We start from the raw sequence: 13,613 nt of genomic DNA on the forward strand, positions 1-13,613 counted from the left end.
CCCCGCATGAGCGACGACCAGAGCATCCCGCCGACCGCGTCACCGGACGTCGAGTTCATCAGCCTCTCGCACCTCAACCCGTCGACCGAGCTCGAGCCGATCCCGACCCGCGGCATCGACGTGCCGTACTTCCGCAAGTACGTGCACGCGCTCGAGGAGGGCGGCTACGACTACACGCTGCTGCCCTACGGCGCCGGCAGCGCCGACTCGTTCGTCACGGCGGCCGCGGTCGGGCAGCTGACCGAGCGGATCAAGCCGATCGTCGCGCTGCGGCCGAACACCACGTTCCCGACCGTCGGGGCGCAGAAGCTCGCCACGCTCGACCAGCTGACCGAGGGCCGCGCGGTCGTGCACCTCATCTCCGGCGGCAACGACGCCGAGCAGGCCCGCCAGGGCGACTACCTGCCCAAGGACCGGCGGTACGCGCGCACGTCGGAATACATCGACCTGCTGCGCCGCTCGTGGACCGAACCGGCCCCGTTCGACCACGACGGCGAGTTCTACACGTTCGACGGCTTCGGGCCGGGCTTCGCACCGTACGACGGCCCCATCCCGATCTCGATCGGCGGCCAGTCGGACGAGGCGTTCGCGGTCGGCGGCGCCAAGGCCGACATCTTCAGCTTCTGGGGCGAGCCGCTCGACGACCTGCGCACCGAGATCGACCGGGTGCACGACATCGCCCGCGCCGCCGGGCGCACCACGCTGCCCCGGATCTGGGTCACGTTCCGCCCGATCATCGCCCGCACCGATGAGCTGGCCTGGAAGAAGGCCCACGAGTACGTCGACCGGATCGCCGAGACGCACCGCAAGGCACCGCGCTGGGGCGGCGCCACCCCGCAGAACGTGGGTTCGCAGCGGTCGCTGAGCTTCGCCGACCGTTCCGAGCTGTACGACCGGGCGCTGTGGACCAAGACCGCCGCGGTCACCGGTGGGGCCGGGGCGTCGACAGCGCTGGTCGGCTCCCCCGAGACGGTCGCCGCCGCGATCCTCGACTACGTCGACCGGGGCGCGTCGCTGGTGTCGATCCGCGGTTACGACACACTGGCCGACGCGGTCGACTACGGCCGGTTCGTGCTGCCGCTGGTCCGCGAGGAGATCGCGCACCGCAAGGCCACCGGGCGCCGCAGCGGTCTGCAGGCCGAGCACCCGGGCAACTACGGCCCCGAGTACGCCCGGTTCGCGACGGCGACCCGGTCGTGACCGCCACCATCACGTTCACCGCCCCCGACCTGTCCGACGCCGCGCTCGCGGACGTCACCGCCGAGATCGCGTCCACCGCCACCGAGTACGACCGCAGCGGTGCCCTGCCCTGGAAGGGTCTCGAGGCGGCGCATCGCGCGGGCCTGCTCACCGCGACGGTCGGCACCCGGTACGGCGGCCCGGGGCTGGGGCCGCGCGAGACGGCCCGGATCCTCACCGCGATCGGTGAGGGGGACGCCTCGGTGGGCCTGCTCGCCGCCAACCTGCTGATCACCCACGCCGGCCAGGCGGCCCGGGCGAGCTGGCCGGCGGCGGCCTACGACGACCTGCTGCACCGGTCGCTGACCGGGCCCGCGCTGGCCAACGCGCTGCGGGCCGAGCCGGAGCTGGGCGCCCCCGCCCGCGGCGGCCTGCCGAGGACCACCGTCACCCGCACCGCCGACGGCTGGGTGCTCAACGGCCACAAGGCCTACGGCACCGGGGGTACGGGCCTGGCGTACCACGTCGTGTGGGCGGTCGCGATCGAACCAAACGGTGACCCGGACAAGCCGAGGGTCGGGCACGTGATCGTGCCCGGGGACCTGCCGGGGATCAGCTGGAGCGACACCTGGGACCACCTCGGGCTGCGCGCGTCGAACACCCACGACGTGCACTACGAGGACGTGCGGCTGAGCGCCGACGCGTTCTCCGAGATCCCGCGCGGCGCGGACGGGGTCTACCGGGATCCCGCCGCGGCGGCCGGGCCGGGCAGCTTCGGTCACCCGGCGCTGTACATCGGGGTCGCGCGCGCCGCCCGCTCGGCGTTCGCCGCGTTCGCGCGTACCCGGGTCCCGTCCGCCCTCGGCAAGCCGATCGCGCAGACCGAGCGGATCCAGGCGGTGGCCGGCGAGATCGACCTGCAGATCGCCCAGGCCGAGACCCTGCTGTACGGCGCACTGCTGCGCGTGGAGGCCGGCGAGACCGCGTTCCTGCCGCAGTTGTCGGCCGTGAAGGTGGCCATCGCCCGCTCGGTGATCGCCGCGACCCAGACCGCGGTCGCCGCGCTCGGCAACCCGGGCCTGTCGCGGCACCTGTCCCTCGAACGGCACCTGCGTGACGCCCTCTGCATCCGCGTGCACCCGCCGCAGGAGGACACCGTCCTGCTCGCCGGCGGTCGCCGCGTCCTCACCCCTCAATAGTCAAGGAACCCCCTCATGAAACTGCTCAGACCCTTGGCCGTCGGCTTGATCCTCGCGCTCGCCGCCTGCGGTGGTGGCAACGGTGGCGGCTCCGGCAGCGGCGCGCCGAAGGCCGGTGGGACACTCAAGGTCTCGTTCTGGCCGGACAACGCGAACTTCTCCTGCGTGGACCCGTTCCAGGTGTACTGGATCGAGCACCGGACCATCGCGCGCAACTTCGCCGACTCGCTCACCGACCAGGACCCGGAGACCGGGAAGATCGTGCCGTGGCTGGCCGAGAAGTGGGAGATCAGCCCGGACGGCCTGGCGTACACGTTCCACCTGCGCGACGGGGTCACGTTCAGCAACGGCAAGAAGCTCGACGCCCAGGCCGTCGCCGACAACGCGGCCGGGTGGATCGCCACCGTCAAGGCCACCAACGGAGCCGCGTACGGCGCGTCGTACATCCAGGGCCTCAGCGGCGCGACGGTCGTCGACCCGCTGACGGTGACATTCCAGCTCAGCAAGCCGAACTCGTCGTTCCTGCAGGCGACCTCCACCACGAACCTGGCGATCACCGACCCGGCGGAGTTCCAGCTGACCCCGCCGGAACGCTGCACCGGCAAGGGGGTCGTCGGCTCGGGCCTGTTCCTGCTCGACCACTACACCCCCAAGGTCGAGACGGTGCTGACCAAGCGCGCCGGCTACCGGTGGGGCTCGGAGCTGTCGCAGAACCGCGCCGAGGCCCGCCTCGACAAGGTCGTCTTCAACTACGTCGCCGAGGACAGCGTGCGCACCGGCAACCTGGTCAGCGGCGCCATCGACATCGCCTGGCCGCGCAACCCGTTCACCCCGCAGGACCAGAAGCTGATCGAGAAGTCCGGCGACACGATCGAGAAGCGCGCGCTTCCGGGGGTGGCGTACACCCTGTTCGCGAACACCACCGCGGGCCGGCCGCTGAGCGACCCGCAGGTCCGTAAGGCGTTCTACAAGGCGATCGACGTCAAGACGTACGCGTCGACGATCTTCGGCGCCGACTACCCGGTCGTGCAGAGCGTCTTCAACTCCACGACGCCGTTCTTCACGTCCGAGTCCGCCAAGATCGCGTTCGACCCGGCCGCCGCGAAGCAGCTCCTGGACGCCGCCGGGTGGACCGTCGGCCCGGACGGCTACCGGGTCAAGGACGGCAAGGTCCTCGCGATCGACTACCCGAGTGCGCTGCCCATCCCCGGCGGGGAGCTGCTGCAGTCGCAGGCCAAGGACGCCGGGATCAAGCTCGACCTGCGCCCGCTCACCACGGCCCAGTCGGCGACGTATCTGACCGAGGGCGCGTACGACCTGACCTCGACGTACTTCACCCGGGCCGACCCGGGCGCGCTGCAGTTCATCATCAACCCCGACGTGGCGAACTCGAAGGCGCTGGCCCAGCGCGTCGCGTCACCGGCCGAGACCACCGCGATCCAGGCGCTGTTCGCCAAGGCGATCCAGACCACCGACGGGAAGCAGACCACCCAGGCGTACGCCGACCTGCAGGACTACCTCATCGACAACGCCATCACGTTCCCGCTGTTCGAGCGGCTGCAGACCGCCGGGGTCAGCGACAAGGTCCACGGCTTCGCCTTCACCTCCGAGAGCTTCCTCAAGCTCAACGACACCTGGAAGGAGTAGTGGCTCCGCCGACTGATAGTCCAGGCTTGGGTAGCGGCACAGCCAGGTATGTCGTGGGTCGCATCGCCCAGGCGGCCGTGGTCCTCTGGGCGGCGTATTCCCTGACGTTCGCCATCCTCTACCTGCTGCCCAGCGACCCGATGCAGCTCCAGCTGGCCGCCGCGGGCATCCAGGAGGACAGCCTGACCGGCGAGCAGGTCGCCGCGATGAAGGCCGAGTTCGGGCTCGACCGCTCGATCGGGGCGCAGTACTGGCACCACCTGGCCGGGGTGCTGCACGGCGACTTCGGCGTCTCGCTCACCCAGCGGGTGCCGGTCACCGAGCTGATCGCCCAGCGCATCGGACCGACCCTGGTGCTCAGCGCCGCCGCCGCGGTGGTGGCGCTGATCGCCGGGTCCGGGCTGGCCTGTCTCGCGACGTTCGTGCGGTGGAACCCGCTGCGGGTGCTGCTCACCAGGCTCCCGGCGGTGGGTGCCTCGTTCCCGCAGTTCTTCGTGGCGCTGTTCCTGATCCAGTTCTTCTCGTTCCAGCTGGGGTGGTTCCCGGCGACCGGTTCGCAAGGCGCGTCCTCGCTGGTGATGCCAGTGCTGACGATCTCGGTGCTGGCCTCGTCCGTGCTGGCGCAGGTGCTCATCAAGAGCTTCGACGAGACGCTGCGGCAGCCGTACATCGCCACCGCCCGGGCCAAGGGCCTGTCGCGCTCGGCGGTGCACCTGCGGCACGCGTTCCGCAACGCCGCGCTGCCGGCGATGACCATCCTCGGCGTCATCGTCGGCGTCACGGTGACCAGCTCGATCGTCACCGAGACGGTCTTCACCCGCGAGGGGGTCGGCCGGCTGGCGCAGGAGGCGGTGCTGGCGCAGGACGTCCCGGTGGTCCTCGCCGTCGTCACCATCGCGGCGACCGTGTTCGTCCTGGTCAACCTGATCGTGGACCTGATCTACCCGTTGCTGGACCCGCGGATCTCGCACACCCGTGCCACCGCGGCGCCGACCCTGGAAGGGGCACCGCTGTGACCACCACGGACGTCGCCGCGCCGATCGAGGTCGACGCCCCGCTCCCGGCCGCCGAACCCGGCGGCCGCTGGGTCAACGCCCGGGCCGGCCTGGCCCAGCTGGCCCGCAAGCCGCTGTTCCTGCTCGCCGGGCTCTACGTGGTGTTCGTACTGGTGTCGGCGTTCTGGCCGAGACTGTTCACCGCCCGCGACCCGTACGGCACGGACCCCGCGTCGGCGATGCTGGCACCCGGGCCGGAGCACCTGTTCGGCACCGACATCTACGGCCGGGACCTGTGGGCGCGGGTGCTGTACGGCTCGCCGCTGACCATCAAGGCGACGCTCATCGCGCTCGGCATCGCGCTCGTCGCCGGTCTCACGCTCGGTGTGGTCTCCGGTTTCTTCGCCGGGGTCACCGACGCGGTGCTGATGCGCGGCGTCGACGTGCTGCTCGCCATCCCCGGCCTGCTGCTGGCGCTGTCCATCGTCACCGCGCTCGGTTACGGCACCATCCCGGTGGCGGTGGCCGTCGGGGTCGGTATCGTGCCCGGTTTCGCCAGGACCACCCGGGCCGAGGTGCTCCGGGTCAAGACCCTGCCGTACGTGGAGGCGGCGCGGGCCGGCGGCGCGTCCTGGGGCCGGGTCCTGGTGCGCCACATCCTGCCGAACTCCTGGGGCCCGGTCGCGGTGCTGGCCGTCCTCGACGCCGGCGTGGCCATCATCGCGATCGCGTCGCTGAGCTTCCTCGGTTTCGGCGCCGCTCCCCCGGCCGCCGAGTGGGGCACGCTGATCGCCGACGGCCGCAACTATCTCGTCACGTCGTGGTGGCTGAGCCTGATGCCCGGCCTGTTCGTCGCCCTCCTCGTCCTGAGCCTCAACCACATCTCCAAGACCTTCCAGGAGCTCTCTCGATGATCTTGCATCGATTTTCCGCCGCGGGTGGGCCCAGATGACGCTTGTGGACATCAAAGGGCTCGACGTCGGCTACGTCCGGCACCGCACGGTCCGGCCGGCCGTCGTCGGGCTCGACCTGACGGTGGGCGCCGCGGAGGTCGTCGCCATCGTCGGCGAGTCCGGTTCGGGCAAGACCACCACCGCCAACGCGATCATCGGCCTGCTCCCGCCGAACGGCCGGATCACCGCCGGCTCCGCGGTCGTCGACGGCGTGCAGACCGCCGGCGCCAAGGAGAGCACGCTGCGCCGGCTGCGCGGCTCGGTCGTCGGGCTCATCCCGCAGGACCCGATGGTCGGGCTCAACCCCACCCAGCGGGTCGGCGCCCAGATCGCCGAGGTCGTCAAACTGCGCGGGATCAGCGGGCCGTCGGTGCACACCGAGGTCGTCGAGTACCTCGACCAGGCCGGGGTGCCGGATCCCGAACGGCGCGCCCGGCAGTACCCGCACGAGCTCTCCGGCGGCCTGCGCCAGCGCGCGCTCATCGCGATCGCCCTCGCCGGGCGCCCGAAACTGATCATCGCCGACGAGCCCACCAGCGCGCTCGACGTCACCGTGCAGAAGCGCATCCTCGACCACCTCGGCGGGCTCGTGCGCGAGCAGGGCATCTCGCTGCTGATCATCACCCACGACCTGGCCGTCGCCGCCGACCGGGCCGACCGGGTGGTGGTCATGCAGCACGGCCGCACGACCGAGCAGGGCGACCCGCGGGTCATCCTGTCCCGCCCGGAGCAGCCGTACACCCGCCGGCTGATCGCCGCCGCCCCGCGGCTCGCGCACGGTGGGCGGATCGTGGCCCGGTTCGACGTCCGCGACCAGAAGCGCCCGGAACCGGTGCTCACCCTCAGCAAGGTCGGCAAGACGTTCCCGCGGGGCTTCGCCGCGCTCGACGACGTCAGCCTGTCGGTGCCCCGCGGGCAGACCCACGCGCTGGTCGGGGAATCGGGGTGCGGGAAGACCACGACCCTGCGCATCGCGCTCGGCCTGGAGACCGCGACCCGGGGATCCGTACGCCTCAACGGCACCGAGATCACCGGCCTGTCCTGGAACAAGCTGCGCCCGTTGCGCCGCCAGGCCCAGCTCGTGCACCAGGACCCGTTCGCCACCCTCGACCCGAAATTCACCGTCGGCCAGTCGATCACCGAGCCGCTGGTGTCGTTCCGGGTCGGCGACCGGCGCACCCGCCGGGCCCGGGCCCTGGAACTGCTCGACCAGGTCGCGCTGCCCGCCGCGTACCTGGACCGGCTCCCGCAGGAGCTGTCCGGCGGCCAGCGCCAGCGCGTCGCTATCGCCCGGGCCCTCGCCCTGCGACCGGATCTGATCATGCTCGACGAGCCGGTGTCCGCGCTGGACGTGCTGGTGCAGGAGCAGATCCTGCACCTGCTCGCCGACCTGCAGGAAGCACTGCAGCTGTCCTACCTGCTCGTGTCGCACGACCTGGCCGTGGTCGCCGAGGTCGCGCACACCGTCTCGGTGATGAGCGCCGGCCGGGTCGTGGAGGAAGGCCCGGTCGCCGAGGTCTTCACCAACCCGGCCAGCCCGCTCACCCAGGAACTCATCGACGCCATCCCCGGCCGGAAGCACCTTGGAGAAGCACGTGTCTGACAAGCGTTACGTCATCATCGGGGCCGGCGCGGTCGGCGGCGCGCTGGCCGCCCAGCTCGTGCCCGCGGGACATCAGGTGGTGCTGGTGGCCCGCGGTGAGCACGGCGACCGGATCGCCGCCGAGGGCCTCACCGTGCGGCGGCCCACCGGCGACGAGGTCGTCAAGGTCCCGGTGGTGTCCGGCCCGGACGAGCTCGACCTGCACGTCGACGACGTGCTGCTGCTGACCGTCAAGGCCCAGGACGCCGAGGCCGCGCTCGCGGCGTGGGCGTGGCGGGCCGTCGCCGACGACACGGGTACGCCCTCCGGGGCCGCCGCCACGGTCCTGCCCATCGTGACGTTCCAGAACGGCATCGCCACCGAGGACCTCGCCCTGCGCCGCTTCGAGCGGGTGTACGGCGCCACGATCGCGGTCGCCGCCAGTTACCTCAGCGCCGGGGAGATCGTGTCGCCGTCGCTGGACCCCGCCGCGGTCGTGTGGCTCGGCCGGTACCCCGCCGGATCGGACGCGCTGCAGACCGCGATCGTCGCGGACCTCGGCGCCAGTGGCATCGCCGCGTTCTCCGTCGACGACATCCGCGCGCCGAAAGCCGCCAAGCTGCTCGGCAACCTGGCGGCGAACGGCACCGGACTGCTCGAGGGCCCGGACGACCTGCGCGAGCAGGCCCGCACCCGGCTGCGCGACGAGGCGATCACCGTCCTCACCGCGGCCGGGGTGCCGCTGCCGCCGGGCCACGCGCTCGACTTCCACGGCACCGCGTTCAGCGTCCAGCCGGTCGAGGGTCACGTCGCCGGGCGGCTGTCCACGTGGCAGAGCTTCGCGCGCGGCGCGTCCAGCGAGATCGACTACCTCAACGGGGAGATCGTGCTGCTCGCCCGGCGCCACGGGCTCACCGCGCCACTGAACCGGCGGCTGCAGGAGCTGCTCGGGGGCGCGTACCCGGATCGCGAGCGCACCCTGACCGCCCTGCTGTCGGCCGTCGATGCCCGCTGAGCCGCGGCGCCGTTCGGCGCTCGCGACCCAGCTCGCCGGCGCCCGGGCGCACCCGGGCCCGGCCTGGATCGCCACCGTCAGCGGCCTGCTCAACGGCGCCACCATGGTCGCCGGGGCCTGGGCCATCGGCTGGTCCACCGATCACCTCGTGATCCCGGCCCTGGCCGGGCACCCGGTCGCGACCCGGACCTGGTGGATCAGCGCGCTGTTGATCCTCGGCATCTCCGCGGTGCGGTGGAGCACCATCTTCGTCCGCGGCGTCGCCACCGGGCACGTGCAGTACCGGGCCCAGGCCGAGACCCGGCGTGCCGTGGTGCGCCGCTACCTCGACCTCGACCTGGGGTGGCACCGCCGCCGCTCCCCCGGCCAGCTGCTGGCCCACGCGGTGTCCGACGTGGACGCGCTCTGGTCGCCCATGCAGTTCGCGTACTTCGCGGTCGGCATGGTGTTCATGCTGCTGCTCGCGCTGACCGAGCTGTTCTTCCGCGCGGTGGTGCTGGGCCTGGCCGGGCTCGCGCTGGTCGTCCTGGTCCTCGTTCTCAACGTCGTCTACCAGCGGCTGCTCGCCCCGCGGGCCAGGGACGCCCAGGAGGCCCGTGGGCTCGTCGGCGGCGTCGCGCACGAGTCGATCGAGGCAGGCCCGGTGATCCGTGGCCTCGGCCGCGGGGACGTCGAGGACGCCCGCTTCGCCCCGGTCGTCGAGCGGCTGCGCACCGCCGACCTGCGGATGGCGGCGGTCAGCTCGGTGTTCGACCCGCTGCTGGAACTGCTGCCCACCGCCGCCGTGCTGGTGGTGCTGGCCGCGGCGGCGCCCCGGGTCGCCGACGGCACCCTGAGCGTCGGTGACCTGGTCGGGGTCGTCTACCTGCTGATCACCATCTCCATCCCGCTCAACGTGATCAGCCGGTTCCTGTCCATGCTGCCGGTCGCCGGCGCCGGCCAGGAACGGGTCCAGTCCGTGCTGAGCAGCCCGAACGTGGTGCGGTTCGGCCGGCGCCGGCTCCCCACCCCGGTCCCGTTACGGGTGGAGCTGCGCGACGTGGCGGCCGTACGGGTCAGCGGGGTGAACCTGGTCCTGGAACCGGGCACCATCACCGTGGTCGTCGGGCCGGTCGGCTCCGGCAAGACGACGCTGCTCGACCTGGCCGCCGGGCAGCACCACCCGGAGCGGGGCACCGTGCTGTTCGACGGGGTCGACGTGCGTGACCTGGCCCGCGGTGCCGTGCCGGAGTACGTGGCGGTCGTGTCGCAGAGCCCGTTCCTGTTCGCCGAGTCGATCCGCGACAACCTGGACCTCGCCGGCGGGCACGACGAGCGCGACCTCTGGCGGGCGCTGCGGGTGGCGGCCGCCGACGACATCGTGCGCGGCCTGCCCGACGGCCTGGACACCATCGTCGGGGAGCGGGGCGCGACCCTGTCCGGCGGTCAGCGCCAGCGGATCTGCCTGGCCCGCGCCCTCGTGCGGGAGCCCCGGCTGCTGGTGCTCGACGACGCCACGTCCGCGCTCGACCCCCGGGTGGAACGGCAGGTCATGGACGCGCTCGCGGCCCTGGTCGCGGCCGGTGGCCCGACCGTGCTGATCACCACCAACCGGCCCGGCACGATCGCGCTCGCGGACCGCGTGGTGCTGCTGCGCGCCGGCCGGGCCGTCGCCGAGGGCACCCAGCACGACCTGCTCGAACTCGAGGAGTACCGCCGCATCGTGACTGCCTATGAGCGTTCCCGTGCTTCCTGAGACCGGGCCCTTCCTGCGCACCGCGGTGCGCGTCTCCCCCGTGCTGCGCCAGGGCCTGCCGCTCACCGGCGCCCTCGCGCTGCTCGCCGGCGCGGGGCGGATCATCGCGCCGCTGACCATCCAGCGGGCGATCGACAGCGGGCTCGGGGTCCGTACCGTGCTGCCCGCGGTCCTGATCGGATCCGCCGCCGTGCTGATGGCCGGCGCCGCGTCCGTCGTGCTGAACCGGCGGCTGCAGGACCGCGTCGAGAACGCCCTCGCCGGGCTGCGCCGGGCCGGACTGCGCCGGGTGCACGACATGGCGGCGAGCACCGTCGACCGGGTGCCGAGCGCCGATCTGGTGGCCCGGCTGACCAGCGACGTCGACCAGGTCACCACGTTCCTGCAGGGCGGCGGCGTCCAGTTCCTCACCAACGCCGCCCAGCTGCTCATCGCCACCGTGCTGATGTTCGCCTACAACTGGCGGCTCGCCCTGCCGGTGCTCCTGATCACGTCACTGCTGCTGATGGCCATGCGGATCATGCAGAAATTGATCGCCCATCGGTACGACCGTGCGCGCCGCGACCTGTCCCGCATGCAGAGCGCCGTGGCGGAGTCCGTCCTCGGCGCGGCGGTGATCAGGTCCACCGGCACCGGCGACCGGACCCGCGCCAAACTCGACGAGGCCGTCGACCGCGCCCGCGACAGCCTCGTGCGCACCCTGCCCCCACTGCACGGCAACACCTCGCTGGGTGAGCTCGCCATCTCGACCATGACCGTGGCCGTGCTCCTGGGCGGGGTCCGGTGGGGCGGGCACAGCGCCGGACAGGTCGTCGCGATGGTCCTGCTCGTCACGTTCTTCGTGCGCCCGCTGCAGTTCCTGGTGCAGAGCCTCGGTGAGGCCCAGAACGCGCTCAGCGGCTGGCGGCGCGCCCTGGCCCTGGTCACCACGCCCAGCGCCGCGGCCGCCGACGGCACCGACCTGCCACCCGGCCCGGTCGGCGTCCACGTCGACGGCGTCTCGGCCCGGTACGCCGGCGGCCCGCTCGTGCTGCGCGACGTGACGGTCCACATCGGGGCGGGCGAACACGTCGCGGTCGTCGGGCGCACCGGCTCGGGCAAGTCCACGTTCGCGAAACTGCTCACCCGCGGCCTCGAACCGGCGGCCGGCACCGTGTCGCTGAACGGCGTGCCGCTCGACCGGATCACCGCCGGCTCCCTGGCCGGCCGGGTCGTCATCGTCCCCCAGGAACCGTTCCTGTTCACCGGCACGATCGGCGAGAACATCCGGCTCGGCGCGGTGGGTGCCACCGACGAGCAGGTGCTGCGCATCGTGGACCGGCTCGGCCTGCACGAATGGTTCGCCACCCTGACCGACGGCCTGCACACCCCGACCGGCATGCGCGGCGAACGTCTCTCGGTCGGCGAACGGCAGCTGGTCGCGCTGGCCCGCACCGCCCTGGCCGACCCCGACCTGGTGATCTTCGATGAGGCCACCTCCGGCGTCGACCCGGCCACCGACGTCGCGGTCCAGCGCGCCCTGTCCGTCCTGACCCGCGGCCGCACCACGATCTCCATCGCGCACCGCATGATCACCGCTGAGACCGCCGACCGGGTCATCGTCTTCGACGGCGGCCGGGTGGTGCAGTCCGGCCACCACCGCACACTGCTGCGCGAACCGGGCCCGTACGCCGCTCTCGCCACCGCCTGGACCCGGCTGATCGGGCCCGCCCGCTGATCAGGCCCTCATCGATCGGCCGGGCTGTGCGGGCGTGATCGACCAATGGTCGTCCACGATCAGACGCGCCAGACGCAAACGTGCGCGTGGGGTCGAAGCAGCATCACGGTGGAGCGACCTGCCTGAACAGCACAACTAGATCTTGCCCCACAGGACCTGCTGGTTCGTGTCCGAGCAGTTGGACGTGTAGACGACGTGCGTGCCGGTCAGGTTGGAGCCGGTGAGGCACTTCCCGGTCTGGATGTTGATCCACTGCCCGTAGGCCTGCCCGGAACCCGGGTAGACCCGCCGCCACCGCTGGTTGGTGCCGCCGTTGCAGGAAAGCGTGTAGGCCTTGTTCGCGGAGTTGGCGTCGAGACACTTACCGGTCGCCTTGTTCTTCAGGTAATACGACGTCCCGCTGATGAACTGCAGGGTCCACTTCTGGTTGTTACCGCCGTTGCACCCCTGCGTGTAGGCACTGCCGGCGCTGTTGCTGTCAAGACAGCCGAAGGTGCGACGGTTCTCGTAGGTGCCGACGCTGTCGGCGGCCGAGGCCGGCGACGAGATGCCGATGGTGGCGGCCACCATCAAGGCGACCATGACAGCAATGTTCTTGACAGACTTACGCAATTCCGGTCTCCCCGTGTCGAACGTTTCCGAACGCCGTCGTGAATCGGCGGCCCGGACGCTACTACACGCGGCGACCTGCAGAAACCCCACGCGTGCAAAATGGCGACATGGCCGTTTGGCCGGTTCCCGGCCAGGTCCGCCGCCTGTGGGCGATACGCGAAAGGCGCAATCTCTCGGCACGGTCCGGAAATGGGTCGAGCAGATATCGCAGGCCGGTCCGGGCCCGGACCGGGTCGTCCCCGCCCTGGAACGCCCCCTCGGCACAGTCCTGCCGGGCCTCAGGGCGTCAGAGGGGCCGCGCCCGCTTGTAGTCGAACTCCTTGCGGAACGCGTAGTCGAGCTGGGCGGCGGGCCACCGCAGCCACGACTCGTCCGCCGCCTCGATCACCCGGCCGTCCGCGTGCGCGACGGTCGACACCAGCACGTGCTCATGGGTGACGCTCGCGACCCGCAGGGAGGTGTCGCCGGCCGGCCGTCATGATCACCGCATCCTCGTCGGCGTTGTCGGCGAACGCGAAGATGCCGCCGAGGACGAGGGTGGTGCTGACGGCCATGGCCGGCACGATCCCGGATCCCGAATACGCCCGGTTGATCAGCATGCCGAGCCCCAGCAGCACCGCGCTCACCACCACGGTGCCGACGCCCCACAGCATCCCGTCCCCGAGGGCGTGCGCGCCGGCACCGCTCATCCGCTCCCGCGGATCAGGCACCATCAGGAACGCGTACGTGAACGTCAGGGTGCCCAGCACCAGCAGAACGATCCGCCCGAGGCGGCCACAACGGGGAAACAGGAACCAGGCGGCCGGCACGAACAGCACCGCGCCCAGGGTCAGCGCCCAGCCGCTCAGCGCCATGCCACCACCGGAGCAGCCGGTCATCCAGCAGACGGTCGCCGCCGAGGCGTCACCGACAGCACCGGACGCCGGCGAGTACGCCATGGCGACACCGGCGAGGCCCGCCAGCACCAGGCAGGCGAACC

Annotated in this window: 12 protein-coding genes; 9 read left to right on the forward strand and 3 right to left on the reverse strand. The window is 71.9% G+C overall.

Annotation, left to right across the window (positions count from 1 at the left end):
- The first annotated feature begins 6 nt into the window (after window positions 1-6).
- Genes ACIA6A_RS21290 through ACIA6A_RS21330 form a run of 9 tightly spaced genes read left to right on the forward strand, consistent with a single transcriptional unit; the run spans window position 7 to window position 12,022 of the window.
- Window positions 7-1,200, forward strand: coding sequence for an LLM class flavin-dependent oxidoreductase (locus ACIA6A_RS21290; protein WP_396099468.1), 1,194 nt, complete (start codon window positions 7-9; stop codon window positions 1,198-1,200).
- Complete coding sequence (locus tag ACIA6A_RS21295; protein WP_396099469.1) at window positions 1,197-2,378, forward strand: acyl-CoA dehydrogenase family protein; 1,182 nt, start codon at window positions 1,197-1,199, stop codon at window positions 2,376-2,378. Before ACIA6A_RS21290 ends, ACIA6A_RS21295 begins: the two co-directional genes overlap by 4 nt.
- A gap of 15 nt (window positions 2,379-2,393) precedes the next feature.
- On the forward strand, window positions 2,394-4,025 hold the full coding sequence (locus tag ACIA6A_RS21300) for an ABC transporter substrate-binding protein (protein ID WP_396099470.1): 1,632 nt from the start codon (window positions 2,394-2,396) through the stop codon (window positions 4,023-4,025).
- Window positions 4,026-4,051: 26 nt separating this feature from the next.
- On the forward strand, window positions 4,052-5,041 hold the full coding sequence (locus ACIA6A_RS21305; protein WP_396099471.1) for an ABC transporter permease: 990 nt from the start codon (window positions 4,052-4,054) through the stop codon (window positions 5,039-5,041).
- Window positions 5,038-5,934: an ABC transporter permease gene (locus ACIA6A_RS21310; RefSeq protein ID WP_396099472.1), complete on the forward strand. Its 897-nt coding sequence runs from the start codon at window positions 5,038-5,040 to the stop codon at window positions 5,932-5,934. The genes ACIA6A_RS21305 and ACIA6A_RS21310 overlap by 4 nt, the downstream gene beginning before the upstream one ends.
- 34 nt (window positions 5,935-5,968) lie before the next feature.
- Window positions 5,969-7,576, forward strand: coding sequence for a dipeptide ABC transporter ATP-binding protein (locus tag ACIA6A_RS21315; protein WP_396099473.1), 1,608 nt, complete (start codon window positions 5,969-5,971; stop codon window positions 7,574-7,576).
- The gene (locus ACIA6A_RS21320) at window positions 7,569-8,570 is read left to right on the forward strand and encodes a ketopantoate reductase family protein (protein WP_396099474.1); all 1,002 of its coding nucleotides are present in this window, start codon (window positions 7,569-7,571) and stop codon (window positions 8,568-8,570) included. Before ACIA6A_RS21315 ends, ACIA6A_RS21320 begins: the two co-directional genes overlap by 8 nt.
- Window positions 8,560-10,305 (forward strand): ABC transporter ATP-binding protein, encoded by a 1,746-nt coding sequence (locus ACIA6A_RS21325; protein WP_396099476.1) that lies wholly within the window; start codon window positions 8,560-8,562, stop codon window positions 10,303-10,305. The genes ACIA6A_RS21320 and ACIA6A_RS21325 overlap by 11 nt, the downstream gene beginning before the upstream one ends.
- The gene (locus ACIA6A_RS21330) at window positions 10,283-12,022 is read left to right on the forward strand and encodes an ABC transporter ATP-binding protein (protein ID WP_396099477.1); all 1,740 of its coding nucleotides are present in this window, start codon (window positions 10,283-10,285) and stop codon (window positions 12,020-12,022) included. The genes ACIA6A_RS21325 and ACIA6A_RS21330 overlap by 23 nt, the downstream gene beginning before the upstream one ends.
- A gap of 135 nt (window positions 12,023-12,157) precedes the next feature.
- On the opposite strand, the gene ACIA6A_RS21335 is transcribed toward ACIA6A_RS21330, so the two are convergent.
- The 3 genes from ACIA6A_RS21335 to ACIA6A_RS21345 form a co-directional block, all read right to left on the reverse strand.
- Window positions 12,158-12,604, reverse strand: a complete 447-nt coding sequence (locus ACIA6A_RS21335; protein ID WP_396099478.1) for an RICIN domain-containing protein — start codon at window positions 12,602-12,604, stop codon at window positions 12,158-12,160.
- 316 nt (window positions 12,605-12,920) lie between these two features.
- Window positions 12,921-13,058, reverse strand: a complete 138-nt coding sequence (locus ACIA6A_RS21340; protein ID WP_396099479.1) for a hypothetical protein — start codon at window positions 13,056-13,058, stop codon at window positions 12,921-12,923.
- A gap of 4 nt (window positions 13,059-13,062) precedes the next feature.
- On the reverse strand, window positions 13,063-13,599 hold the full coding sequence (locus ACIA6A_RS21345) for a hypothetical protein (protein ID WP_396099480.1): 537 nt from the start codon (window positions 13,597-13,599) through the stop codon (window positions 13,063-13,065).
- Window positions 13,600-13,613: the final 14 nt, after the last annotated feature.

This window comes from Actinoplanes sp. NPDC051494, assembly GCF_044454705.1.
Classification (GTDB): Bacteria; Actinomycetota; Actinomycetes; order Mycobacteriales; family Micromonosporaceae; genus Actinoplanes.

Excerpts from the sequence above, each read along its gene's own strand:
- ACIA6A_RS21290 (WP_396099468.1), top strand. The coding sequence starts at position 7 with ATGAGCGACGACCAGAGCATCCCGCCGACCGCGTCACCGGACGTCGAG.
- ACIA6A_RS21300 (WP_396099470.1), top strand. The coding sequence starts at position 2,394 with ATGAAACTGCTCAGACCCTTGGCCGTCGGCTTGATCCTCGCGCTCGCC.
- ACIA6A_RS21315 (WP_396099473.1), top strand. The coding sequence starts at position 5,969 with ATGACGCTTGTGGACATCAAAGGGCTCGACGTCGGCTACGTCCGGCAC.
- ACIA6A_RS21325 (WP_396099476.1), top strand. The coding sequence starts at position 8,560 with ATGCCCGCTGAGCCGCGGCGCCGTTCGGCGCTCGCGACCCAGCTCGCC.
- ACIA6A_RS21330 (WP_396099477.1), top strand. The coding sequence starts at position 10,283 with ATGAGCGTTCCCGTGCTTCCTGAGACCGGGCCCTTCCTGCGCACCGCG.
- ACIA6A_RS21335 (WP_396099478.1), bottom strand. The coding sequence starts at position 12,604 with ATGGTCGCCTTGATGGTGGCCGCCACCATCGGCATCTCGTCGCCGGCC.